The sequence below is a fragment of the Streptomyces typhae genome (assembly GCF_009755605.1).
GTDB lineage: Bacteria > Actinomycetota > Actinomycetes > Streptomycetales > Streptomycetaceae > Streptomyces > Streptomyces typhae.
Genome location: NZ_WPNZ01000018.1, coordinates 97,589 through 124,556, shown reverse-complemented (window position 1 = coordinate 124,556; position 26,968 = coordinate 97,589). Strand labels below are relative to the sequence as shown.

Genomic DNA, 26,968 nt, shown 5'->3' with positions numbered 1-26,968 from the left:
CGGCTCTCCAGCCGGTGCCGCCCGGCACACCGGGAGAGCTGTACGTCACGGGCTCCGGGCTCGCCCGCGGCTACCACCGCCGCCCGGGGCTGACCTCCGAGCGCTTCCTCGCCGACCCCTACGGTCCCGCGGGCACCCGCATGTACCGCACCGGCGACCTCGCCCGCCGGAACCCGGACGGCGACCTCGAATACCTCGGCCGGGCCGACGGCCAGGTCAAGGTGCGCGGCTTCCGCGTCGAACCGGGGGAGATCGAGGCGGCGCTCACCGCCCGTGCGGGCGTCGCGCAGGCCGTCGTGGTCGTCCGCACGGACCGGCCGGGGCAGCAGCTCCTGACCGGGTACGTGGTGCCCGCCCCGGGCGCCGCCATCGACCCGGACGCCCTCCGCGCCGACCTCGCCCGCGAACTGCCCGACTACCTCGTGCCCGCCGTCCTGGTGGAGCTGCCCGCGCTGCCGCTGAGCCCGCACGGCAAGGTGGACCGCGCCGCACTTCCCGTGCCGCTGTCCGGCACGGCCGACGACGCCCCGCCGACCGGGACGGCCGGGCGGATCGCGGAGCTGTTCGCGCAGGTGCTGCGGATCGGCTCCGTCGGCGGACACGACTCCTTCTTCGCCCTCGGCGGCGACAGCATCTCCTCCATCCAGCTCGTCGCCCGCGCCCGGCAGGCCGGGCTCGCCCTCACCGCCCGGCTCGTCTTCGAGCACCGCACCCCCGCCGCCCTCGCCGCCGTCGTCACCCCGGCCGACGCCCCGCGGGACGCCGACGACGGCACACAGTCCGGTCCCGCCCCGCTGACCCCCCTCATGCGGTGGCTGGCCCGGCACCCCGGCCACTGGCGCGGATTCCACCAGTCGGTCCTGGTCTCCGTACCGGCGGACCTCGAAGAGGAGCGGTTGCGCGCCGCCCTCGACGGGCTGCTCGCCGCGCACGCGATGCTGCGTGCGCGCGCGGTCACCGCCCCGGACGGGACGGTGACGCTCGATGCCGGGGTGCGGGACGGCGCCGCGGTGCGGGACGGCGCCGTTGTGCGGGACGGCGCCGTTGTGCGGGACGGCGCCGTTGTGCGGGACGGCGCCGCTGTACGGGACGACGCCCTACGGGACGACGACGCCCTACGGGACGGCGCGGGCGCTGCCCTGGCCCCTTCCGCCCCGACTGCCCCGACCGCCCCTTCCGCCCCGACTGCCCCGACCGCCCCTTCCGCCCCGACTGCCCTGACCGCCCTCACCGTCCTTGACGCCACCGACGCCGGCGCGGCGAGGCTGCGGGAGCTGATCGCCAGGGAGTCGGAGCGCGCGGCCGCCGCTCTGGACCCGGACGCGGGGCGCATGCTGCGGGCCGTCTGGTTCCGGCGCGGCAGCGGCGACGGACGGCTGCTGCTCACCGTCCACCACCTCGCCGTGGACGGCGTGTCCTGGCGCGTCCTGCTGTCCGACCTCGCCGAAGCCGTCACCACGGGCCGCGCCCCGGCCCGCCCCACGACCTCCTTCGCCCACTGGTCCCGCCGACTGGCGGCCACCGCCGACGCGTACGAGGAGGAGCGGCCGTACTGGCGGACGGTGCTCGCCGCCGCGCCCGATCCCCTGGCAGTCTCCGACGGCGCGGCGACGACGGTGGACGGCGGCGCGGGCGAGTTCCTGACCCGTCTCCCCGCCGACCTCACCGCCACCCTCCTCACCGACGTCGCCACCGCCTTCCACGCCCGGCACGAGGAGATCCTGCTCGCCGCGCTGGCCCGCGCGGTCGGCGGCGGCGAGGACGGCCTGCTCGTCGACGTGGAGTCGCACGGGCGGCACGAGGAACTCGTCGACGGGGCCGAACTGTCGCGCACCGTCGGCTGGTTCACCACCCAGTACCCGGTGCGGATCGGGGCCGGGCCCGGTGACCTCGGCACCTGCGTCAAGCGGGTCAAGGAGCGGCTGCGGGCCGTGCCCCGCCACGGCACCGGATACGGGCTCCTGCACGACCAGGCGGCCAGCGGCGCCCGGATCGCCTTCAACTACCTGGGCCGGTTCGGCGCGGACACCCCCGACGGCCACTGGAGCCCCGCCCCGGAGTCCGACGCCGTGCACCCCGGCGACCTGCCCGTCCTCCTCGACGGCCACGTCCTGGACATCAACGCCTCCACCCTCGACGGCGCGCACGGCCCGGAGATGACGATCCGCTGGACGTACGCCCGCGACCGCGTCGGCCACGAGCGGATCGCGGACCTCGCGGAACGCTTCACCGGCGCCCTGACCGAACTCGCCGCCCGGCACGCCGAACCCGGCTTCGCCGGCCACACCCCGAGCGACTTCCCGCTGCTCGCCCCCGCCCCGGACGACCTCGCCGCACTGGAGCGGCTGCACCCCGGCCTCACCGACGCCCTGCCGCTGTCCCCGCTCCAGCAGGGCCTCGCCTTCCACGCCCTCGCCGAGCCCGACGCGCCCGACGTGTACGTGGTGCAGCTGGAACTGGAGATCACCGGTGCCCTGGACCCGGCGCGCCTGCGGGACGCGGCACGGACCGTCGTCGCCCTGCGGCCCGCACTCGGCGCCGCGTTCCGCCAACTCCCGGACGGAACCCTGGCGCAGGTCGTCACCGCGGACGGAACGGCACCGGAGTGGCGGGAGCACGATCTCCGAACGGGATATGAGGGGGCGGGCGCGGCGGGCGAGGCCTTGACCCTGGCGCGCAATGGGGCGGAGGTGGCTGGTGACGCCTTGGTGCGTAGTGGGGCGGACGTGGCTGGTGACGCCTTGGTGCGTAGCGGCTCGGACGCGGTCGGCCAGGCCTCGATACGCGGCGGCTTGGACGCGGCTGCTGACGCCCCTGCTCGCAGCGGATCGGACACGGCCGGCGAGGCCTTGGCAAGCAGCAGGTCGGACGTGTCCGGTGCGGCCTTGGCCGTGGCTCGCGGCGGCTTGGACGTGGCTGCTGACGCCCTGGCGCACAGCGGGCCGGACGCCGTAGGCGAAGCCCCGGCGCACAGCGGCCCGGACGCCGCCGGTGAGGCCCCGGCCCGCAGTGGCCCGGATGCCGTAGGCGAGGCCCCAGCGCGCAGTGGCCCGGACGCCGCCGGTGAGGCCCCGGCCCGCAGTGGCCCGGACGCCGCCGGTGAGGCCCCAGCGCGCAGCGGCCCGGACGCCGTAGGCGAAGCCCCGGCGCACTGCGGCCCGGACGCCGTTGGCGAAGCCCCGGCCCGCAGTGGCCCGGACGCCGCCGGCGAGGCCCTGGCGCGCATCGCCGAACAGGACCGTACCCGGCGCTTCGACCTGACCAGGCCGCCGCTTCTGCGCCTCACCCTCGCCCGCCTCGCCGACGACCGCCACCGCCTGCTCCTCACCAGCCACCACCTGCTGCTCGACGGCTGGTCGGCGCCCCTGCTGCTCACCGACCTGTTCACCGCGTACGCGGGCGGAACACCGGTGCACCGGCGCCCCTTCGCCGACTACCTCGGCTGGCTGGCCGAGCGCGACCAGGACGCGGCCCGCGACGCCTGGCGCCGGGCGCTCGACGGGGTGCGCGAACCGACCCTGGTCGCGCCGGACGCGCGGGACACCCCGCCGGGCCTGCCCGCCGAGGCCGAACTCGTCGTCGACCAGGGGCGCACGGCGGCCCTCGAAGAGGCCGCCCGCACCGCGGGCACCACCCTCAACACGCTCGTGCAGACCGGCTGGGGGCTCGTGCTCGGCCGCCTCACGGGCCGCGACGACGTGGTCTTCGGCAGCGCGGTCTCCGGCCGCCCCGCCGAACTCGACGGCGTCGAGGCCATGATCGGCCTGTTCGTCAACACCCTGCCCACCCGGGTGCGCTGCGCGCCCGGCACCTCGATCGGCGCGATCGCCGCCGACCTGCACGCACGCCAACTGACCCTCCTGGACCACCAGTACGTGGGCCTCGCCGACATCCAGCGCGCCGTAGGGCTGCCCGCGCTCTTCGACACGATGACGGTGTTCGAGAACTACCCCTTCGACGAGGAGACCCTCTCCGACAGCGAACGCTCCGCCGGGCTCCAGGTCCGCGGCGTCGGCGGCCGTGACGCCAGCCACTACCCGCTCACCCTCGCCGTGACCCTGCGCGAGGGCCGCCTGCGGCTCGTGCTCAAGCACCGCCCCGACGTCTGGCCCACCGCGGACGCCGACCACGTCCTGCACCTCCTGGCCGGAGCACTCGAAGCCCTCGCCCACCGCCCCGACACCCCCGCAGGCGCCCTCGACCTGACCGTCGGCGACCCGTCCCTGCTCCACGCCGGGCCCCACGAGCCCCCCGAAGGACCGGGCATCGCCGCCACCGTCGCCGCGACCGCCGCGGCCCGGCCGGACGCCGTCGCCCTGCGCCCCCTGGCGGGCGGCCCGCCCGTCACGTACGCCGAACTCACCGCACGCGCAGCCGGCCTGGCCGCCCGTCTGCGCGCCGCGGGGGCCGGACCCGAGCGGGTCGTCGGCGTCCTGCTGCCCCGCTCCACCGACCTGGTGACCGCCCTCCTGGGCACCCTGTGGGCGGGCGCCGCGTTCCTGCCGCTGCACCCGGACTGGCCCGCCGCCCGCAGCAGGACCGTGCTCGCGGACGCCGGAGCGGTGGCCCTCGTCGGGGACGCGGACACCCGCTCCCCACTGGACGGCCTGCCCGTCGTCCCCGTCGTCCCTGTCGTCCCTGTCGCCCCCGTCGTCCCTGTCGTTCCCGTGGCCCCCGTCCGCCCCGTGGCCTCCGTGGCCCCAGCCCTCCCCGTCGACTCCGCAGCCCCGCTTGCCCCTGTCGACCGCGGCGCGGCCCGGCCCGACCCCGGGCCCCTCGGAACCCCCGCCCCGGAGTCCGTGGCCCCGCCCGCCGCCGTCGGGCCCGACCACCTCGCCTACGTCATGTACACCTCGGGCTCGACCGGCGTCCCCAAGGGCGTCGCCGTGACCCAGGCCGACGTCCTCGCGCTCGCCGCCGACCGCCGCTACGACGGCGCGGCGCACCGCTCGGTCCTGATGCACTCGCCGCACTCCTTCGACGCCACCACCTACGAGCTGTGGGTGACCCTGCTGCGCGGCGGGGAGATCGTGCTCGCGCCCGACGAGGCCCTCGACCCCGCGCGCTGGCGCGAACTCCTCGACGGCGCGGAGGCCGGCGCGGCCTGGTTCACCGCGGGTCTCTTCGCGCTCCTCGCAGAGCAGGCGCCGGAGGCCTTCGCGGGGCTGCGCGAGGTGTGGACGGGCGGCGACGTCGTGCCGCCCGCCGCCGTCCGCGCGGCCCTCGCCGCCGCACCCGGCCTGCGCGTCGTCAACGGCTACGGCCCCACCGAGACCACCACCTTCGCCACGGCGGGCCCCGTCGACCCGCGAGCGGCGTCCGACGGCACCCCCCTGCCCATCGGCACACCCCTGGACGGCGTCGGCGCGCGGGTCCTCGACGGCGCGCTGCGGCCGGTGCCACGCGGCACCGCGGGGGAGCTGTACCTCGGCGGCGGCGCACCGGCCCGCGGCTACCTGGGCCGCCCCGGACTGACGGCGGAACGATTCGTCGCCGACCCGTGGGGCGGCCCCGGAGCACGCATGTACCGCACCGGCGACCTGGTGCGGCTCCGCCCCGACGGCTCCCTCGACTTCCTGGGCCGCGCGGACGACCAGATCAAGCTGCGCGGCCACCGCGTCGAGCCCGGCGAGACCGAGGCCGCCCTGCGGGCCCTGCCCGGCATCGCGCACGCAGCCGTCCAGGCGCGCGCCGATCTGCCCGGCGGCCCCGGCCTGCTCGCCCACGTGGTCCCCGGGACCGGGGCCCTGCTCCAGCCGGATGCCATCCGGAAGGAGTTGCTCCGTACCCTGCCCGCCTACCAGGTGCCGTCCGCGGTCCTCACCGTGGACGAGATCCCCCTCACCGCCCACGGCAAGGTCGACCGCGCGGCGCTCCCCGCCCCCGCCGCCCCCGCCGTGCCCGCGGAGGAAGCGTCCGCGGCACCGTCGGGCCAGCGCGAGGAGTTGCTGTGCCGCCTGTTCGCCGACGCCCTCGGCGTCACCCGGTGCGGGCCGCACGACGACTTCTTCGACCTCGGCGGGCACTCGCTCTCCGCCATGCGCCTGGTCGGCGCGGCCCGCGCCGCGCTCGACGCCGAACTGTCCGTACGGGATCTGTTCACCGCCCGCACCCCCGCGGCCACCGCGGCGCTGCTGCGCCCCGCGCACCGGCCCGCGCTGCGCCCGGTCCTGCGCTCCACGGACGCCGAACTGCCCCTGTCCCCGGCCCAGCAGCGGCTGTGGTTCCTCGACCGGCTGGCCGACGAGCCCACCGCCGCCTACAACGTGCCCATCGCCCTGCGGGTCGCGGGCCGTCTCGACGCGGACGCGCTGCGCGCCGCGCTCGGCGACCTCGTCGCCCGCCAGTCCGCGCTGCGCACGGTCTTCCCCGACCGCGAGGGACGTGCCGTGCAGCAGGTACTCGCCCCCGCCGAGGTGGCCGTCGACCTGCGCGTCCTCGACGGCTGCGCGGCGGGCGCGGACGAGGAGCTGGGCCGGGCGGCCCGGCGGCCCTTCGCCCTCGACCGGGAGATCCCGCTGCGGGCGACGCTGCTGCGCGAGCGCGAGGGCCACGACGTCCTCCTGCTGCTCCTGCACCACATCGCCGCCGACGAATGGTCGGTGCGGCCCCTGCTGACGGACCTAGCCACCGCCTACGCCGCCCGCCGCGAGGGCACCGCCCCGCGCTGGGACGCCCTGCCGGTCACCTACGCCGACTACACGCTGTGGCAGCGGGAGACGCTCGGCGGGGGAGAGGCGGGACCGGAGGGCCCGGCCGGGGAGACCGGGGAGACCGGGGAGACCGGAAAGAGGGGAGACGGGGCCCAGGCGTCGGGATCCGGGACCGAGGTGCCGGAAGGCGGGCCCGAGGTGTTGGGCGCCGGGCCCGGGGAGCCGGAAGGCGGGCCCGGGGCGGCCGGGGAGCCCGGTGAGTCCGGGGAGCCGGGGGCGGCCGGGAGTCAGATCGCCTACTGGCAGCGGCAGTTGGCCGGGATCCCCGCGGAGCTGCCGCTGCCGCTGGACCGCCCCCGTACCGCCGACACAGGCACGGACGGCGACGTCGTCGAGTTCGCCGTGCCCGACGCGGTCCGCGAGGGCATCGCGCGGCTCGCCCGGCGCGCCGGTGCCACGCCCTTCATGGTCGCCCACGCCGCGCTCGCCGCGCTCCTGCGGCGCATCGGCTGCGGCACCGACCTGCCCGTGGGCACGCTCGTCGCGGGCCGGGACGAAGCCGCCCTGCACGACCTGGTGGGCTTCTTCGTGAACACGCTAGTGCTGCGCACCGACGCCGGCGGCGACCCGACGCCCGCCGAACTCGTCGCGCGCGCCAAGGCCGTGGACCTGGCCGCGTTCGACCACGCCGACGTGCCCTTCGAGCGGCTCGTGGACGTCCTGGAGGTGCCGAGGTCGCTCGCCCGGCACCCGCTGTTCCAGGTGATGCTCAACCACCAGACCCGCACCCCGGAGGGCCCGCGCCTCGGTGGGCTCGCCACCGCACCCGTGCCCGTGCACACGCGCACCGCCAAGTTCGACCTGACCTTCACGCTGGTCCAGGACCCCGGCCCGGACGGCGCCCTGAGCGGCGGCATCACCTACCGCACCGGCCTGTTCGACGCCGCGACGGTACGGGACCTCGCCGACCGCTTCCTGCGGGTGCTCGCCACGTTCGCCACCGCGCCGGACGCGCCCCTGAGCAGCCAGGACCTCCTGGACCCCGCCGAACGGCACCGCGTCCTCACCCAGTGGAACGCGGCCGAGGAGCCCGTCGAGGCCCCGGACCTGCCCGCCGCGTTCGCCGCGCAGGCCGCCCGCACCCCGGACGCCCCCGCCGTCATCGGCGAGGACCGGACCCTCAGCTACGGCGAACTCCTCGCGCGGGCCGACGCCCTGGCCACCCTGCTGCGGCGGCGGGGAGTGCGCGGCGGCGACCTCGTCGCGGTGCTCCTGCCGCGCTCGGTGGACCTGGTCGTCGCCGCGCACGCCGTGCACCGCGCCGACGCGGTCTACCTGCCCCTGGACCCGGACCACCCCGCGCCCTGGCTGACCGCCGCCCTCGACCGCAACCCGCCCCGCGCGGTCCTCGCCTGCACCGCCACGGGACGGCTCCTGCCGGACGCGGCACCCTGGCCCGTCCTGCTGCTCGACGCCGACGCCGCCCCCGACGCGGGCCGGGCGGAACCTCACGACCGCGCCGCCCACCCGGACACGCCCGCACCCGATCCCGTACCCGCAACCGGTCTCGTACCCGCACCCGGTCTCGTACCCGCACCCGGTCCCGTACCCGCCCCCGACCGCCCCGCCTACGTCCTGCACACCTCCGGCTCCACCGGCACCCCCAAGCCCGTCGTCGTCCCGCACGGCGCGCTCGCCAACCGGCTCGCCTGGACCGCGCGCCGCTTCCCGCTCGGGCCCGGCCGGCGCATGCTGATGAAGGCGTCGCCCGGCTTCGACGTGTCGGTGTGGGAGATCTTCGGGCCGCTCCTGACCGGCGCCGCCGTGGTCGTCGTCGGAGCCGACGGCCATCGCGACCCCGCCCGCGTCGCGCGGCTGATCCGCGCCCACCGGGTCGACGCCGTGCACTTCGTGCCGTCGATGCTCGCCCTGTTCGCGGCCGAACCGGAAGCGGCCCGCTGCACCGGTCTGCGCTGGGTGTTCAGCGGTGGCGAGGCGCTGACGGACGCCCTGGTGACGGAGTGCGCCCGGGTGCTGCCCGCGGCCGTCGTCAACCAGTACGGGCCCACCGAAGCGGCCGTGGACGTCACCGCCCGGCAAGCCGTGCCCGGAGAGCAGCCGCTCGTGCCGCTGGGCGCCCCGGGCGCGGGCACCCGCGCGTACGTCCTCGACGACCTGCTGCGGCCCGTACCCCCGGGAGTGACCGGGGAGCTCTACCTCGGCGGCGCCCAACTCGCCCTCGGCTACCTCGGGCAGAGCGCCCGCACCGCCGAGCGCTTCGTCGCCGACCCCTGGGGCCCCGCGGGCGCCCGCCTCTACCGCACCGGCGACCTGGCCCGCTGGAACCGCTCCGGCGAGCTGGAGTTCGTGGGCCGCGCCGACGACCAGGTGAAGCTCGGCGGCGTACGCGTCGAGCCCGAGGAGGTGCGGGCGGCGCTCGCCCACCACCCGGAGGTGCGGGACGCCGCCGTCCTGGTCCGGGACGACCTGCCCGGGGCCGACGGGGGACGCCTCGTCGGCTACGTCACGAGCGCGCGGGCGGAACTCGACCCGGCCCTCGACCCGGAGGACGTGGTCCGGTACGCCGCCGGGCTGCTGCCCGCCGCACTCGTACCGGCCGCCGTGGTCGTCCTCGACGCGTTCCCGCTGACGGTCGGCGGCAAGCTGGACCGCTCCGCGCTGCCCGCGCCCCGGCCCGCGGGGGACCCCGCGGGCGCGGACGGCACCCAAGGCGCGGAGCACGCGCCCAGGGACGCGACCGAGCGGATCGTCGCCGACCGGATGGCCGAGCTGCTGCGGGTGCCCGCCGTCGGCCCGCACGACAGCTTCTTCGCCTTGGGCGGGGACAGCATCACGTCGATCCAGCTCGTCGGATCGGTCCGGCGGCACGGCCTGGTGATCACGCCCCGCGAGATCTTCGAGCAGCGCACCCCGGCGGCGCTCGCCGCGGTGGCCCGCAGGGAGGAAGCGGTACCGGCCGTCCACGACGCGGGCCACGGCGAACTGCCGCCGACGCCCGTGATGCGCGCCCTGCGCGAACGCGGCGGCGATCCGCGCGCCTTCCACCAGTCGATCCTGGTGGCCGTCGCACCGGACCTCACCCTGGAGCGGCTGCGGACCGCCGTGGGCCTGCTGGTCGCCCGGCACGCCGTGCTCGCCGCCCGCCTGGAGTCCGGCACGGACGGCGTCATCGGCACGGACGGCGTCACCGGCACGGACCGCATGGACCGCATGGACCGCACGCACCGCACGGACGGCGCGTGGACGGTGCGGGTGCCTCGGACGCCGGCGGAGCGCCCGGCCGACGTGGTCCGCAGGATGCCGGTGTCCGGCGGCGGCACCACCGACCTGGAACGCGCCGTCCGCGCGGCGTCGGAGGCCGCGGTCGTCGAGCTGGACCCCTGGCGGGGCGCCGTGCTGCGCGTGGTCTGGTTCGACCGCGGCCCCGGCAGGCCCGGCAGGCTGCTGATCGTCGCCCACCACCTCGTCGTCGACGCCGTGTCCTGGCGGATCCTGCTGCCCGACCTGGCCGCGCTGTGTGCCGACCCCGACGGCGTCCTGCCGCCGGTGGAGGTGTCGTTCCGTACCTGGGCGCGGGCGCTGAGCGCCGCGGCCGGGGACCGGCGGCACGAACTGCCGTACTGGCGCGAGATCCTCGGCTCCGCAGCGGAAGCGGACACCTCGCCCGCCCCGAAGACGCCCACGCCGGAGACACGAGCCGCGGAGCCGCGAGCCGCGGAGCCGCGAGCCGCGCAGCCGCGAGCCGCCGAGAAGGGGACCCCGAAGACGTCAGGCGTCCCGGGCGGTCCCGTCCGCGACATCGCCTCCACGGTGCCCGCCGCCCTCACGGAGGCCGTCCTGACCGAGGTGCCCGCCGCCTTCCACTGCACGGAGCAGGACGTCCTGCTCGCCGCCCTGACTCTCGCCGTGACCCGGCAGCGGCCCGACCGCACGTCGGCGGTCGTGCTCCTGGAGGGCCACGGCCGCGCCGACGACGTACTGGAGCACGGCGACCTGTCCCGCACCGTCGGCTGGTTCACCAGCCTCCACCCGGTCAGGACGGACCTCGACGGCGCCGACCCGCGGACCGCGGCCGAGGACCCGCAGCAGGCGGGCCGGGTGCTCAAGGCCGTCAAGGAACGCCTGCGGTCCGTACCGGACCAGGGCATCGGCTACGGACAACTCCGCTATCTGGACCCGGTGTCCGGCGCGGAACTCGCGGCGCTGCCCGCACCCCGCGTCGGCTTCAACTACCTGGGCCGCTTCGACGTCGACGACACACCGGAACCCGAGCCGTGGACGCCCGCGCCGGAGTCCGCCGCCGTCTGGCGCGAACCGGCGGCCGTCGGCGCCCAGTGCCCCCTCGACCTGACCGTCACCGCGCTGCGCCGCCCCTCGGGAACGGAGCTCTCGGTGATCTGGCAGCACGCCACGGCGCACCTGGGCGCCGACGAGGTCGCCGACCTCGACCGGTGGTGGCACACCGCCCTGCACACCCTGGTGGCCGCCGCCCGCTCGGACGCCGCCGGGCACACCCCGTCCGACCTCGGCCTGCTGTCCCTGAGCCAGGACGAAATCGATGAGTTCGAAAACGAGTGGAGGACTTCGTGACCGGCGCACCCTCAGGACTGCAGGACATTCTCCCGCTGTCCCCGCTCCAGCAAGGGCTGTACTTCCTGTCGTCGTACGACGAGAGCGCGCTGGACGTGTACACCGTGCAGATCGCCTTCGACCTGGAAGGGCCCCTGGACGCGCCCCGGCTGCGCCGCGCGGCCCGCGCGCTCCTGCGGCGCCACCCCAACCTGATGGCCGCCTTCCGGCAGCGCAAGAACGGCGACCCCGTCACACTGATCCCGCACGACGTGGAACTGCCCTGGCGCGACAGCGACGTGAGCGCGCTGCCCACCGCTGAGGGGGAGCGGCGGGCGCTCCGGATCGCCGACGACGACCGCGCCGAGCGCTTCGACCTGGCGACGCCGCCGCTGATCCGGTTCACCGCGATCCGCCTCGCCGAGCACCGCCACCGGCTCCTGTTCACGCACCACCACCTGCTGCTCGACGGCTGGTCGACCGCGCGCGTCATCCAGGAGCTGTTCACCCTGTACGCGGCGGACGGCGGCCCGCACGACCTGCCGCAGGTCCGCCCGTACCGCGACTACCTCGCCTGGGCCGCCGCCCGCGACACCGCCGCCGACGAGCGCGCCTGGCAGCGGGCCCTGGCCGGACTCGAAGGGCCCACCGTGGTGGCGCCCGCCGGGCTGACCGCGAAGGAACCCGCCACCTTCGACGTGCCCCTGCCCGCGGACCTCGGGGCCGCCCTCACCGCCACCGCACGCCGCCTCGACGTCACCGTCCCGACCGCCGTGCAGACCCTGTGGTCCCTGGTGCTCGCCGAGCTGACGGGGCGGCAGGACATCGTGTCGGGCACCACCGTGTCGGGGCGGCCCGCCGAACTCGGCGGCGTCGAGTCGATGGTCGGCCTGTTCATCAACACCCTGCCCGTACGGGTCGCCCTGCGGCCCGACGAGACCCTGGCCGCGCTCCTGGCCCGGGTGAGCCGCGAGCAGTCGGCGCTGCTCGCCCACCACCACCTGGGACTCGCCCGCGTCCAGCAGCTCGCGGACCTCGGCGGCCCGCTCTTCGACACCCTGTGCGTCTTCGAGAACTACCTCGTCGAGACGGGGGCGGCACAGGCGGACGGCGCCCAGGACGGCCCCGCGGAGTTCGCCGGGCTCAGAGTCACCGCCGTACAGGGCAAGGACGCCACGCACTACCCGCTGACCCTGGTGGCCGCGCCCGCCGCGGACGGCGGTCTCGCCCTGCGGCTCCGCCACCACCCCGACGCCTTCGACACGGCCCGTGTGCGGCGGCTCGCGGACCGCCTCGTGCGGGCCGTCGAGGAGTTCACCGCCGACCCGCACCGCCCGCTCGCCGGAATCGACCTGCTGACCGCCCCGGAGCGCGAACGGGTCCTTGAGACCTTCAACTCCGACGTCACCGACGTCACCGCGCGGACCCTGCCCGAGCTGTTCGAGGAGCGCGCCGCCGCCCACGCGGACCTGACCGCCGTGGCCGACGGCGCCCGCACCCTCACGTACGCGGAGCTGAACGAACGGGCCAACGCCGTCGCCCACCACCTCATCGCCCACGGCGTCGGCCCCGAGGACGTCGTCGGCGTCGCCCTGCCGCGCGGCGCCGACGTGTACGTGGCCCAGCTCGCCGTCGGCAAGGCGGGCGGCGTCTTCGCGCCCCTCGACCCCGCCTACCCCGCCGACCGCCTGACCGCCCTGGTCGCGGACGCCGGTATCCGTACCGTGCTGACCCGCTCCGGCGTCGACACGGCCCCCTGGGCGGGCACCGCGACCGTGCTGCACGTCGACGCGCCGCCCGCCGTGGGGCCCCGGCACAACCCCACCGACACCGACCGCAGGGCACCCCTGCGCCTGGACCACGGCGCCCACCTCATCTACACCTCGGGCTCCACCGGTACCCCCAAGGGCGTCCTGGTGGCGCACCGGCCCCTGGCCGACCTCATCGCCTGGGCGCACGCCTGCTTCGGCACCGGGCCCGGCGACCGCGTCACCCAGTTCGCCTCGCCGAGCTTCGACGTGACCTTCTGCGAACTGGCCAACTCGCTGTTCTCCGGGGCCACCCTCGTCGTGGTGGACGAGGAGCGCAGGGCGGGGGAGCCGCTCGCGGAGTTCCTCGCCGAGGCCGCCCTCACCCTGGCGGTCATCCCGCCGTCCGTCGTCGCCTCGCTGCCGCGCGCCGCCGAACTGCCCGCCGACCTGACGCTGATCGTCGGCACCGAGGCCCTGCCCGGCGAGGTGATCCGCACCTGGGCCGCACGCCACCGCCTCTTCAACGCCTACGGACCCACCGAGGCCGTCGTGAACTCCGCGACCTGGCGGGTCCCGCACGACTGGACCGGCGGACCGGTCCCGATCGGACCGCCGGACGTCAACAAGCGCGCCTACGTCCTGGACGAGGCCCTGCGCCCGGTGGCGCCCGGCACCCTCGGCGAGCTGTACATCGCGGGCACCGGCCTCGCCCGCGGCTACCTCGGCCGCCCCGGGATCACCGCCGACCGGTTCGTCGCCGACCCGTTCGGGCCCGCGGGCACCCGTATGTACCGCACCGGGGACCTGGCGCGCTGGAACGAGACGGGCGAACTGGAGTACGCGGGCCGCACCGACCACCAGCTGAAGATCCGCGGCTTCCGGGTGGAGCCCGGCGAGGTCGAGGCACGCCTCACGGCCCACCCGCGCATCGCGCAGGCCGTGGTCACCGACCTCGCCGACGAACGGGGCGTACGCCGCCTCGTCGCCCACGTCGTGCCCGTGCCCGGCGACACCGGCCCCGGTCACGACGCCCTGCGGGAGTGGACGGGCCGCACCCTGCCCGACCACATGGTGCCCACCGCCCTGATCACCCTGGACGCGCTGCCGCTGACCCGCGCCAACAAGATCGACCGGACCGCCCTGCCCGCCCCCGACCTCGCCCCCGCCGCCGACCGCGTCGCGCCGCGCGACGAGACGGAGAAGGAACTCGCGGCCCTCTTCACCGAGATCCTCGGCGTGCCCGACGCGGGCGCGCACGACAGCTTCTTCGCGCTCGGCGGCGACAGCATCTCCTCCATCCAGCTCGTCGGCGCAGCCAAGCGGCGCGGGATGCTCCTCAGGCCCCGGGACGTCTTCGAGGCACGCACCGTCGAAGCCCTCGCCGTGCGCGTCCGCACCGCCGACCAGCGGGCGTCCGACGCCGTGCGTGCCACCGCCACCGCCACCGGCAGCGCTCCGCTCACCCCGATCCTGCGCTGGCTGGTGGAGCGCGGCGGCCCCCTTGCCGACTACCACCAGTCGACCGTGCTCCACACCCCGCCGGGCACCCGCCTCGCACACCTGGTCGCCGGCCTCGGGCAACTCCTCGACCACCACGACGTGCTGCGCGCCCGGCTCACCGGCGACACCCTGGAGATACCCGACGCCGGCGGCACGGACCCGGCCGCGCTCATCACCCGGGTCGAGGCCGCGGGCGTCACCGACGGCGACCTCACCGGAGTCCTGCGGCCCCTCGCCGAGCGGGTCGCGCAGGAACTCGACGCCTTCGCGGGCGTCATGGTGCGGGCGGTCTGGCTGGACCCCGGGGCCGACCGGGGCGGACTGCTCGCACTGCTCATCCACCACGCCGTCGTCGACGGTGTCTCCTGGCGCATCCTCACCGAGGACCTGGCGGCCGCCTGCGACGCCGCCGTGCGGGGCGGACGCGCCGAACTGCCCGCCGTGGGCACGCCCTGGGCGGCCTGGGCGGCCGGTCTGCGCGACGCGGCGGGCACAGCGGAGCGCACGGCCGGGGCCGAGGACTGGCAGGCGCTGCTCGACGCCCCGAGGACGTCCCTGGCCGCGCCGCTCGACCCGGCCCTCGACACCCTCGGCACCGTGCGCACCGTGGCCGTGCGCCTCGACCCCGACATCACCGGGCCCCTGCTCACCGAGGTGCCCGAGCGCTACCACGCGGGACCCGACGAGGTCCTCCTGACCGCCCTCGCGAGCGCCCTCACGACCTGGCGCGGACGCTCCGGCCCCGTCCTCGTCGACGTCGAGGGCCACGGGCGCGTGGAGGACGCCGTACCGGGCGCCGAACTCTCCCGCACGGTCGGCTGGTTCACCAGCGTCCACCCCGTACGACTCGACCTCACCGGACAGGACGCCCCCGGCACGGGACGCACCGGTACCGCCCTCAAGCGGATCAAGGAGCAGCTCCGCGCGGCGGGCCAGGACGGCATCGGCTACGGCATGCTCCGCCACCTCAACCCGGAAACGGCCCCCCGGCTCGCCGGGGCCGCGGGCGCCGGAGCGGAGATCGGCTACAACTACCTGGGCCGCTTCGCCGCCGCGGGTACCGGCGCCTCCGCCGGGGACGGGCCCGCCCCCTGGAGCCCCGCCCTCGCGGGCTCGCTCGGCGGCGGCGCCGACCCCGCGCTGCCCGCCTCGCACACCCTGATGCTCAACGCCTCCACGGTGGACGGACCCGAAGGGCCCGTCCTCCAGGCCTCGTTCAGCTTCCCCGAGCGGCTGCTCGACGAGAGCGCGGTGCGCACCCTCGCCGACCTGTGGCTCGCGGCGCTGCGCACCCTCACCGCGGACTGCGCCACCACCGGCGGCGGCCACACCCCCTCCGACTTCCCGCTGGTACGCGTCGACCAGCAGGAGATCGAGGCCCTGGAGGCCCGGCACCCGCTGTCCGACCTGCTGCCGCTCTCCCCGCTCCAGGAAGGCCTGTACTTCCTGTCCGGAATCGGAGCGGAAGGCGAGGGGCCCGACGTCTACACCACCCAGACCGTCCTGGAGATCGAGGGCCGCCTCGACGCGGAACGACTGCGCCGGGCCGGGCGGCGGCTCCTCGACCGGCACCCCAACCTGCGGGCGGGCTTCCACGACCGGCCCGACGCGGCCCCCCTGCAAGCGGTACCGGCCGCGGTGGACATCCCGTTCGCGGAGTTCGACCTGCGCGCCGGGGACCCGGAGGCGGCGGGGACGACGCCCGGCCTCCCGGAGCGGGACCGCGCCCGGCAGCTCCTCGCCGAGGAGCGCGGCCGCGGCTTCGACCTCGCGGACCCGCCGCTGATCAGGTTCACCCTCGTACGCCTCGGCGAGGACCGGCAGCTGTTCGCCCTCACCTCGCACCACATCCTGCTCGACGGCTGGTCGGGCCCGCTGCTCGTCCAGGACCTGCTCGCCCTCTACCGCGGCGACCCGGGCCCCGCGCCCCGGCCCTACCGCGACCACCTGCTGTGGCTCGCGGGCCGCGACCGGGCCCGCACCCAGGAGCTGTGGCGCGAGAACCTGGCCGGTCTCGAAGGCCCCACCCTGCTGGTGCCGCACGCCGCCGGGATGCCCGCGGGCGTGCCGGAGCGCGTCGAACTGCCCCTCGACGACGACCTCGTGGCCCAGCTGTACGCCTTCGCGCGCGGCCGGGACGTCACGGTCAACACCGTCCTCCAGGCGGCCTGGGGGCTGCTGCTCGGCTGGCTCACCGGGCGCGACGACGTCGTCTTCGGCATCACCGTGTCCGGCAGGCCCGCCGACCTCGACGGCGCCCAGCGCATGATCGGCCTGTTCATCAACACCGTGCCGACCCGGGTCCGGATGCGCCCCGACCAGCCGCTCGCCGACCTCGTACAGGACCTGGCGGCACAGCAGACCCGCCTCCTGGACCACCAGTACGAGCCCCTCGCCGAACTACAGCGCCTCGCCGGACACCGTGAACTCTTCGACACCCTCGTGCTGTTCGAGAACTTCCCCGTCGACGCGGCTCAGCTGCGCCGCAGCGAGGAGCGGGCCGGACTCGTCGTCACCGGCGCCGAGGGCCACGACGCCACCCACTACCCGCTGGTGCTCGTCGCCCTGCCCGGCTCCGGTGACCGGCTCGCGCTCGCCCTCGACCACCGCCCCGAACTGCTCCCCACCGAGCGGGCCGAGACCATCGGCGGCCATCTGCGGGACGTCCTCGCCCAGCTCGTCACCGCGCCGCACCGGACCACGCGCGCCCTGCACCCCGCCACCGGCGACCCGCGCCGCCTGGACGGACCCACCCGGCAGACCACGGCGCACGGGCTCGCGGGCCGCTTCCTCGACCGGGCCGCGGCCACCCCGGACGCGACCGCCCTCGTCGCCGACGGCGCCGCGTGGAGCTACGCCCGCCTCGCCGCACGCGTCACCACCCTCGCGGCCCGGCTCGCCGTACGCGGAGCGGGCCCCGGCACCCTCGTCGCCGTCGCCCTGCCGCGCCGCGCCGACCTCGTCGCCACCCTCCTCGCGGTCGCCGCGACGGGTGCCGCGTACGTGCCCGTGGACCCCGAGCACCCGGCCGAGCGCATCGCCCACGTCCTCGGCGACGCCCGGCCCCTGCTGTCGGTCGACGAGGACTCCCCGGTCCTCGCGCCCGGCCACGAGCCCTACCCCGACCCGCCGGGCCGCCGCCCGCGACCCGACGACGCCGCCTACGTCATCCACACCTCCGGATCGACCGGCACCCCCAAGGGCGTCGTCATCAGCCACCGCAACCTCGCCAACCTGCTCGACACGATGGCCGACACGCTCGGCAGCGGCCCCGGGGACCGGCTGCTCGCGGTCACCACCGTCAGCTTCGACATCGCCGCCCTGGAGCTGTTCGTCCCCCTGGTCACCGGCGGCACCGTGATCCTCGCCGACCGCGCGCAGGTCCTCGACCCACAGCTGCTCGCCGCCCTCGCCGAGGACACCGGCGCCACCCACCTCCAGGCCACCCCGTCGCTGTGGCGGGGCCTGGTGGAGGCCGCGCCAGGCCTCCTTGACGGCCTCACCGTGCTCAGCGGCGGCGAACCGCTCGCCGCCGACCTCGCCGAGCGGCTCGCCACGGACGGCGCCCGACTCTTCAACCTCTACGGCCCGACGGAGACCACCGTCTGGTCCACGGCCGGCGAACTCCACGCCGAGGGCGGCGCGCCCCACGTGGGGCGCGCCGTGCACAACACCACCGTGCGGGTCCTCGACCCGTGGCTGCGCCCGGTGCCCGCAGGCGCCCCAGGGGAGCTGTACATCGGCGGCACCGGCGTCGCCCGCGGCTACCTGGGCAGGAGCGCCCTCACCGCGAGCCGCTTCGTCGCCGACCCCTACGGCCGCCCCGGGGAGCGGATCTACCGCACCGGCGACGTGGTCCACTGGCGGGCCGACGGCACCCTGCGGGTACGGGGCCGCGTCGACCACCAGCTGAAGGTGCGCGGCCACCGCGTGGAGCCCGGCGAGATCGAAGCCGTGCTGCGCACCTGCCCCGAGGTGGGTGACGCCGTCGTCGTCGGACTGCCCGACCCCACCGGCAGCACCCGCCTGGTGGGGTACGTGACCGGCGAGGGCGCCGCGGCCCCCGAACCCTCCGCGCTGCGCGCCTTCGTGGCCGAACGGCTCCCCGACTACCTGGTGCCGTCCGTCCTGATGGTCCTGCCCGCCCTGCCGCTGACCCCCAACGGGAAGGTCGACCGGGCAGCGCTGCCCGCACCGCAGACGGCCGCGGCCGGCGGCGGCCGCACCCCGCGCGACCCGCGCGAAGCGGTGCTCGCCGAACTCTTCGCCGACGTCCTCGGCCTGGCCCGGGTCGGGGCCGACGACGACTTCTTCGCGCTCGGCGGCCACTCGCTGCTCGCCATGCGCCTCGCCAACCGGCTCCGCTCGGCCCTCGGGACCGACGTGGCGCTGCGCGACGTGTTCGACCACCCCACGCCCGCCGCGCTGGCCGCCGCCGTGCTGCCGCGCGGGGAGCGCAGGGCGCCGCTGCTGCCGCGGGAGCACGCCCCCGGCGAACTCCTGCCGCTGTCCTTCGCGCAGTCCAGGCTCTGGTTCCTGCACCGGCTCGACGGCCCGAGCGCCACGTACAACCTGTTCTTCGTGCTGCGGCTCGGTGGCGCGCTCGACGTGCGGGCCCTGCGCCTGGCCGTGGGCGACCTCGTGGCCCGGCACGCCATCCTGCGCACCGTCTACCCGGACACCGACGGCCTGCCCCACCAGCTCGTCCTCGACGAGGCCGCGGGCCGTGCCGCCGCCGACCCGGGCGAGCCCGTCCCGGTGGCCGACGCCGACCTCGAACGGGCCCTGCACGCGCAGGTCACCGCCGCCGTCGACATCATCGAGGAGATCCCGCTGCGGGTGCGGATCCTGCGCACCGAGCACGACCACGTCCTCGCCGTGATGCTGCATCACATCGCGGGCGACGAATGGACGATGAGGCCGCTGACCGAGGACCTGCGCGCCGCCTACCTCGCCCGTACCACCGGCACGGAGCCCGACTGGCCGCCGCTGGAGGTCAGTTACGCCGACTACGCCGTGTGGCAGCGCGAGTTCCTCGGCGACGCCGACGACCCCGGGAGCCCGGCGGCACGGCAGGCCGCGTACTGGCGCACCGCCCTCGCCGGGTCCCCCGAGGAGCTCGCCCTGCCCTACGACCGGGCCCGGCCCGCCGAGGAGCACCACGACGGCGCCACCGTCACCTTCGCCGTCGACCCGCGCACGCACCGCGCGCTGCGCGCCCTGACGGCCACCACCGGCACCAGTGTCTTCATGGCCGCGCAGGCCTCCCTCGCGGCGCTGCTCGCCGCGCACGGCGCGGGCACCGACCTGCCGATCGGCACGCCCGTCGCGGGCCGCACCGACGCCGCCCTCGACGACCTGGTCGGCTTCTTCGTGAACACCCTGGTCCTGCGCACCGACCTGAGCGGGCGCCCCACGTTCCGGGAACTGCTCGCCCGCGTGCGGGAGATCGACCTCGCCGCGTTCGACCACGCCGACCTGCCCTTCGAGCAGCTCGTGGAACTCATCGCCCCCGAGCGGACCCTGGCCCGCAACCCGCTGTTCCAGGTGATGCTGGTCTTCCAGAACGTCTCCGACGACGAACTGACCCTGCCGGGGCTCGACGTCACCCCGGTGAGCGCCGACCCCGGCGTCGCCAAGCTCGACCTCGCCTTCACCCTGGCCGAACGCCCCGGTGGCGCCGGCATCAACGGCATGCTCATCTACCAGACGAGCCTGTTCGACCGCGAGACGGCGCAGGCACTCGCCGACCGCTACGTCACCCTGCTGGCCGCCCTGGTGGCCGAACCCGATGTGCCCGTGCACCGCGTGCAGGCCCTGACCGCCGACGAACGCGCCCGTGTCCTCGCCGCGGGCACCGGGGCCGAGCACGCCCTGCCGCCCACCACGCTGCCCGCCCTGCTCGCCGAGCGGTACACCCGCACACCGGACGGGCTCGCCCTCGTGGCTGACGAGGAGGATGCAGGGGATGCAGGGGATGAAGGGCAGGGGCATACCCCCGGCGCGGACCCGTTGGAGCTCGACAACGCCGCGTTCGACCGTCGGGTCGGCGTGCTGGCCGCCGTGCTCCGGGAGCGCGGCGTCGCGCCCGAGGTCCGCGTCGCCGTGGCGCTGCCGCGCTCGGCCGACCTGGTCGTGGCCCTGCACGCCGTGCAGCGCGCGGGCGGCGCCTACGTCCCGGTGGACCCCGGCTACCCGGCCGAACGCACCGCGCACATGCTGTCCGACAGCGCGCCCCGCGTGCTCGTGACCACCCGCGCGATCGCCGCCGCCCTCGACGTACCGGACACCGTGGAGCCGCTGCTCCTCGACGACCCCGCCACGCGCGCCGAACTGGCCGCCGCCCGCACCGCCGCCGTCCACCCGGACCTGCGCGGTGAGCACGCCGCGTACGTCATCTACACCTCGGGCTCCACCGGGCGGCCCAAGGGCGCGGTCATCAGCCACCGCGCGCTCGTCAACCGGTTGCGGTGGATGGCGGACACCTACCCGCTCGACGCCTCCGACCGGATTTTGCAGAAGACCCCGGCCGCGTTCGACGTGTCGGTGTGGGAGTTCTTCCTGCCGATGCTGACCGGCGCCCCGCTCGTCGTGCTGCCCGACGGGGCGCACCGCGACCCCGTCCGGGTCGCCGCGACGATCACGCGGCACGGCGTCACCGTCGCGCACTTCGTGCCGTCCATGCTGGCGGCGTTCGCGGCCGAACCGGCCGCCGCCCACTGCACGGGCCTGCGGCTGCTCTTCGCCAGCGGCGAGGCCCTGCCGGCCGCCGTCGCGGGCGCCGTGCTGCGCGCCCTGCCCGGTGTCGCGCTGCACAACCTCTACGGACCCACCGAGGCCACCGTCGACGTCACGGCCTGGCCCGCCGCGCCCACCGGCACCAGCACCGGCGTGCCCATCGGCAGGCCCGTGTGGAACACCGGCGCGCACGTGCTCGACGCCTGGCTGCGGCCCGTGCCCGACGGTGTGACCGGCGAGCTCTACCTCAGCGGCGACCAGCTCGCACGCGGCTACCTCGACCGGCCCGCCCTGACCGCCGAGCGCTTCGTCGCGGACCCGTTCGGCGCCCCCGGGAAGCGCCTGTACCGCACCGGCGACCTGGTGCGGCGCCGCCGCGACCACGCCCTCGTCTTCGTCGGGCGCGCCGACGGGCAGGTCAAACTCCGCGGTCTGCGCGTGGAGCTCGGCGAGATCGAGGCCCTGCTCGGCGAGCAGCCCGAGGTCGCCGCCTGCGCCGTGCTGCTGCGCGACGACCGCGGCGGCAGCCCGCTCCTGACCGGCTACGCGGTACCCGCCGCGGGCGCCGCGCCCGACCCCGACGAGCTGACGGCGCGCCTCGCACGGCGGCTGCCCGACCACATGGTCCCCGGCGCGCTGCTCCTCATCGACCAGCTGCCGCTCACGCCCGGCGGCAAGCTCGACCGGGCCGCGCTGCCCGCCCCCGACCTGGCCGCCCGCGCCAGTGGCGGCGCCCCGCAAGGCATCCGCGAGGCACGCCTGACCGAGCTGTTCGCCGACCTCCTCGCCGTCCCCGAGGCGGGACCCGAGGACAGCTTCTTCGCCCTCGGCGGCGACAGCATCCTCTCCATCCAGCTCGTGGCCCGCGCCCGCAAGGCAGGCCTGCTGCTCACCCCGCGGGACGTCTTCGAGCACAAGACCCCCGCCGCCCTGGCCCGCGCGGCCCGCGCCACCGGGCAGGCCACGGCGCTGCCCGCCGTCCCCGCGACCGGCCGGGTGCCGCTGACGCCCATCATGCGCTGGGCCCTGGACCGCGGCCCCCTCACGGGCCTGCACCAGTACCTGCACGTGATCGCCCCCGCCGAGGCGGACGGCGAGAACCTCACCGCCGCCCTGGACCTCCTCTTCGACCGCCACCCGATGCTGCGGGCCCGGCTCGTGGACACCGGCGACGGACAGCAGGCCCTCGACGTGCCCCCGTACACCGCCGGACACGGCGCCGACGCCCTGCTGCACGCCGACCTCACGGGGGTCGACCCGGCCGACCGGGCCACGGCGATCGCGGGCCACGCGAGCCGCGCCGTCGACGAACTCGACCCGGAGCGGGGCCGGATGGTGCGGGCCGTGTGGTGCGACCTCGGCCCCGACGAGCCCGGACGCCTCCTCCTGATCATCCATCACCTCGTCGTCGACGGCGTCTCCTGGCGCATCCTCACCGCCGACCTGACCGCCGCCCACCGGGCCGTGCTCGACGGCACCGACCCACCCGCGGCGCACCCCTCGACCTCGTTCCGGCAGTGGGCGCTCGGCCTCGCCGACGCCGCCCGGGAGCCCGGCCGCCAGGCCGAGGCGGCCGTGTGGCGGGCCCGCGACGAGGCCCCGGCGCCCGCCCTCGGCCGCAGGCCCCTCGACCCGGCCCTCGACACCCAGGAGACGGTCGCGCACCTGGAGCGCACGCTCCCATCCGACACCACCCACGCCCTGCTCACCGACGTGCCCGCGGCCGTGCACGGCACGGTGCACGACGTGCTCCTCGCCGCCGCCGCCCTGGCCTTCGGCCGCTGGCGCGCGGAGCGCGGGGAGCACGCCTTCGGCCCCGACGTCATCGCCGCCGAGGGCCACGGACGGGAGGAGAGCGTGGTCCCCGGCGCCGAACTGTCCACCACCGTCGGCTGGTTCACGAGCTGGTACCCGGTGGTCCTCGACCCCGGCACACCGCCCGCCGGGGGCAGCGCGGCCCGCGCGGCGCTCATCGCCGTCAAGGAACACCTGCGCCAGGGCCCGGACAACGGCATCGGACACGGCCTGCTGCACCGGTTCACCGACCTCGCGGGCCCGGCCCGTACCCCCGAAGCGGTCTTCAACTACCTCGGCCGTTTCACCGGTGCGAGCGGTACGCAGGAGGGCGACGGCGCGTGGACTCCGGCCCCCGAGACGCTGCCGCCGCTGCGCCCGGCCCGCAATCCGCTGCCCGTGCTCTTCCCCCTGGAGATCATCGCCTCCACCGTGGACGGGCCCGAGGGACCGGCGCTCGCGACCCGCTGGTCGTACGCCACCGGGGTGCTCGCGGAGCACGACGCGCACCGGCTGCTCGACCTGTGGTGCGCCGCCCTCGCGGAACTGGCCGCCGACCGCACCCCGCCCACCCGCACACCGTCCGACTTCCCGCTGGTCCGCCTCGGCCAGGACGCGGTGGACGACATGCAGCGCAGGCTGCCCGACCTCACCGACGTCTGGCCGCTCGCCCCGCTCCAGGAGGGCTTCCACTTCCTCACCCAGCTCGCCGACGACGAGCTCGACGTCTACACCATGCAGCTCACCCTGGATCTCACGGGCGCCGTCGACGCGGCGGCGATGCGGGACGCGGGCGCCGACCTCCTCGCCCGCAACGCCAACCTGCGCACCGCGTTCCTCACCACCGCCGACCGGACGGCCGTGCAGGCCGTCCTCGCCGAGGTGGCGCCGCGGTGGCAGGAGAGCGACCTGCGCGCCCTGCCGCGCGCGGAGCGGCAGGCCGCCCTGCGGGACCTGGCCGACGACGACCGGGCCCGGCCCTTCGACCTGACCGCGCCCCCGCTGCTGCGGATGCGCCTGGTGCGCCTCGCCGACGAGGAGTACGCGCTGGTCGTCACCAACCACCACGCGGTCCTCGACGGCTGGTCGGTGCCGGTGCTCATGCAGGAGTTCTTCCAGCTGTACGGGGCCCGCGCCGGCACCGGGACACCACCGCCCACCCGGCGGCCGTTCCGCGACCACCTGCGGTGGCTCGGCGAACAGGACTCCGCGGCGGCCGTCGACGCGTGGCGGTCCGCCCTCGACGGCGTGGACACCCCGACCCTCCTGACCCCGGCCGACCCGACCCGCACCCCCGTCCTCACCCGCCACGTCCGGCACGAGGCGGACGGCGCCCTGCACGACCTGCTCACCGCCCTGGCCCGGGACGCCGACGTCACCGTGAACACGGTGGTGCAGTTCGCCTGGGGGCTGCTGCTCGCCCGGCACACCGGCCGCGACGACGTCCTGTTCGGCGCCACCGTCTCCGGACGCCCCTCCGAACTGGAGGGCGTGGAGGCCATGACCGGCCTGTTCATCAACACGCTCCCGGTCCGCGTCGACCTGCGCGCGCCGGGCAGCGTGCGCGCCGCCCTCGCCCGGCTCCAGGAGAACCAGTCGCGCCTCACCGCGCACCAGCACCTCGCCCTCGCCGAGGTCCAGCGCATCGCCGGGGTCGGCGCGCTCTTCGACACGCTCCTGGTGTTCGAGAACTATCCCGTCGACGCCGACGGACTGCGCCGCGCGGAGCGCTCCGGCGGACTCACCGTCACCGGCGGGCGCAGCGCCGACGCCACGCACTATCCGCTGACCCTCGCCGTGGTGCCCGGCCGGGGTCTCACCCTCGAATACCGCCCCGACCTCTTCACGGAGGCCGAAGCCGAGGCCCTCATGCGGCGCTACCTGCATCTGCTGCGGGAACTCGGCGCGCGCCCCGACGGCCCGGTGCACCGCATCGACGCCCTCGACGCGGGCGAGCGGGAGCGGGTCCTCGGCCACTGGAGCGGGCGCGAAGCCGGAAGGCGCGGGGCCGGTGGGCGCGGGCGCGAGGACGTGGTTGCGGCCGTTCCGGCGGCTTCGGCCGTTCCGGCGGGTTCGGCGGGTTCGGCGGGTTCAGCGGGTTCGGCGGGGGAGACCCTGCCCGGCCTCCTCGCCGCCCGGATCGCCGCCGACCCGCACGCCCCCGCCGTCGTCCACGGCGCCACACAGCTGACCTTCGCGGAGCTCGGCGAGCGGTCGGCCCGCCTGGCCCACGAACTCATCGCGCGCGGCATCGGCCCCGAGGACGTGGTGGCGCTGCTGCTGCCGCGCACCGAGGAGATGCTGGTCGCCCTGCACGCCGTGCACCTCGCGGGCGCGGCCTATCTGCCGCTCGACCCCGACTATCCGGCGGAGCGCATCGCCTTCATGCTCGGTGACACGGCGCCACGGCTGCTGCTCACCACGGAGGACCTGCGCAAGCGCAGCGCACCGCAGGAGGAGCAGCAGAGGACGGCGGTGGAGTGCGTGGCCCTGGACGACCCGGCGGTGGCCGACGCGCTCGCCGCCCGCCCGCCCGTCCTGCCGGACGACACCGACCGTGTACGCCCGCTGCGGCCCGACCACCCGGCGTACGTCATCTACACCTCCGGTTCCACGGGCACACCCAAGGGCGTGGTCGTCGCCCACCGCGGTCTCGTCAACCTGTTCCACAGCCACCGCGGGGCCCTGTACGAGCCGGTGGTGGAACGGACCGGACGGCGGCGGCTGCACGTGGCGCACGCCTGGTCGTTCTCCTTCGACGCCTCCTGGCAGCCGCAGTTGTGGCTGTACCACGGCCACTGCGTGCACGTGCTCGACGAGGACGCCCTGCGCGACCCCGTGGCCCTGCACGACTACCTCCGCTCGCACGCCGTGGACTTCGTCGAGGTCGCCCCCTCGACGCTCGCGCTCCTGGAGCAGGCCGGGCTCATGGACGGGGACCGCTGCCCCCTGCCCCTGCTCGGCGTCGGCGGCGAGGCCGTCCCGGACGCCCAGTGGGCACGGCTCAAGCGCCTGGCCGGCACCGAGGCGGTCAACCTGTACGGCCCCACCGAGTGCACCGTCGACGCCATGGTCGCCCGGGTGCGGGACAGCGAGAAGCAGGTCGTCGGACACCCCGTCGACGGCGCCCGGGTGCACCTCCTGGACGCGGGCCTCAGGCTGGTGCCGCCGGGCGTGCCGGGGGAGCTGTACGTGGCGGGAGCGGGACTCGCCCGCGGCTACCTCGGGCGGCCCGGACTGACCGCGGAGCGCTTCGTCGCCGACCCGTTCGGCTCCGGGGGCAGGCTCTACCGCACCGGCGACCTCGCCCGCTGGACGCCCGGCGGGGCGGTGGAGTACCTGGGCCGCGCCGACGACCAGGTCAAGATCCGCGGTTTCCGGGTGGAGCTGGGCGAGATCGAGTCGGTGGTGTCCCGCCGTCCGGACGTCGCCCAGGCCGTGGTGGTCGCCCGCGAGGACGGGGGAGTGCGCCGCCTCGTCGGGTACGCGGTGCCGCGCCCCGGAGCGGACCTCGACGCCCGGGAGCTGCGCGCGGGCGTGGCCCGTGAGCTGCCGGACCATCTGGTGCCCGCGGCCTTCGTGGTCCTCGACGCGCTGCCGGTGACCGCCAACGCCAAGCTGGACCGCGACCGGCTCCCGGCGCCGGACTTCGGCGGTGCGGTGCTCGGCCGCGAGCCGGAGGACGAGCGGGAGGAGCTGCTGTGCGCCGCGATGGCGCGGGCCCTCGGCCTGCCCGCGGTCGGGGCCGACGACGACTTCTTCGCCCTCGGCGGGGACAGCATCGTCTCGGTCCAACTGGTGGCCGCGCTGCGCGCCGACGGCTGGCGGCTCTCCCCGCGGCAGGTCTTCCTGCTGCGGACGCCGGCGGCGCTCGCCCGCGAGATCGGGCACGCCGGGGACGAGCCCGCACCGGGCGCGCGGACCGCGGCGGCCGGAAGCTGA

2 protein-coding genes (1 of these 2 only partly in view) are annotated in these 26,968 nt (G+C 76.4%); both read left to right on the top strand.

Annotated elements, in window-relative coordinates; genetic code table 11:
- Nucleotides 1-11,264 carry the 3' portion of a non-ribosomal peptide synthetase gene (locus tag GPA10_RS41870; RefSeq protein ID WP_343041427.1) on the top strand. 5,692 nt of this gene lie to the left of the window's left edge, so 11,264 of the gene's 16,956 nt are visible here — the last part of the coding sequence; its start codon lies beyond the left edge, outside the window; the stop codon is at nt 11,262-11,264.
- Entirely contained in the window at nt 11,261-26,968 is a 15,708-nt protein-coding gene (locus GPA10_RS28790; protein WP_343041426.1) for an amino acid adenylation domain-containing protein, read from the top strand. Before GPA10_RS41870 ends, GPA10_RS28790 begins: the two co-directional genes overlap by 4 nt.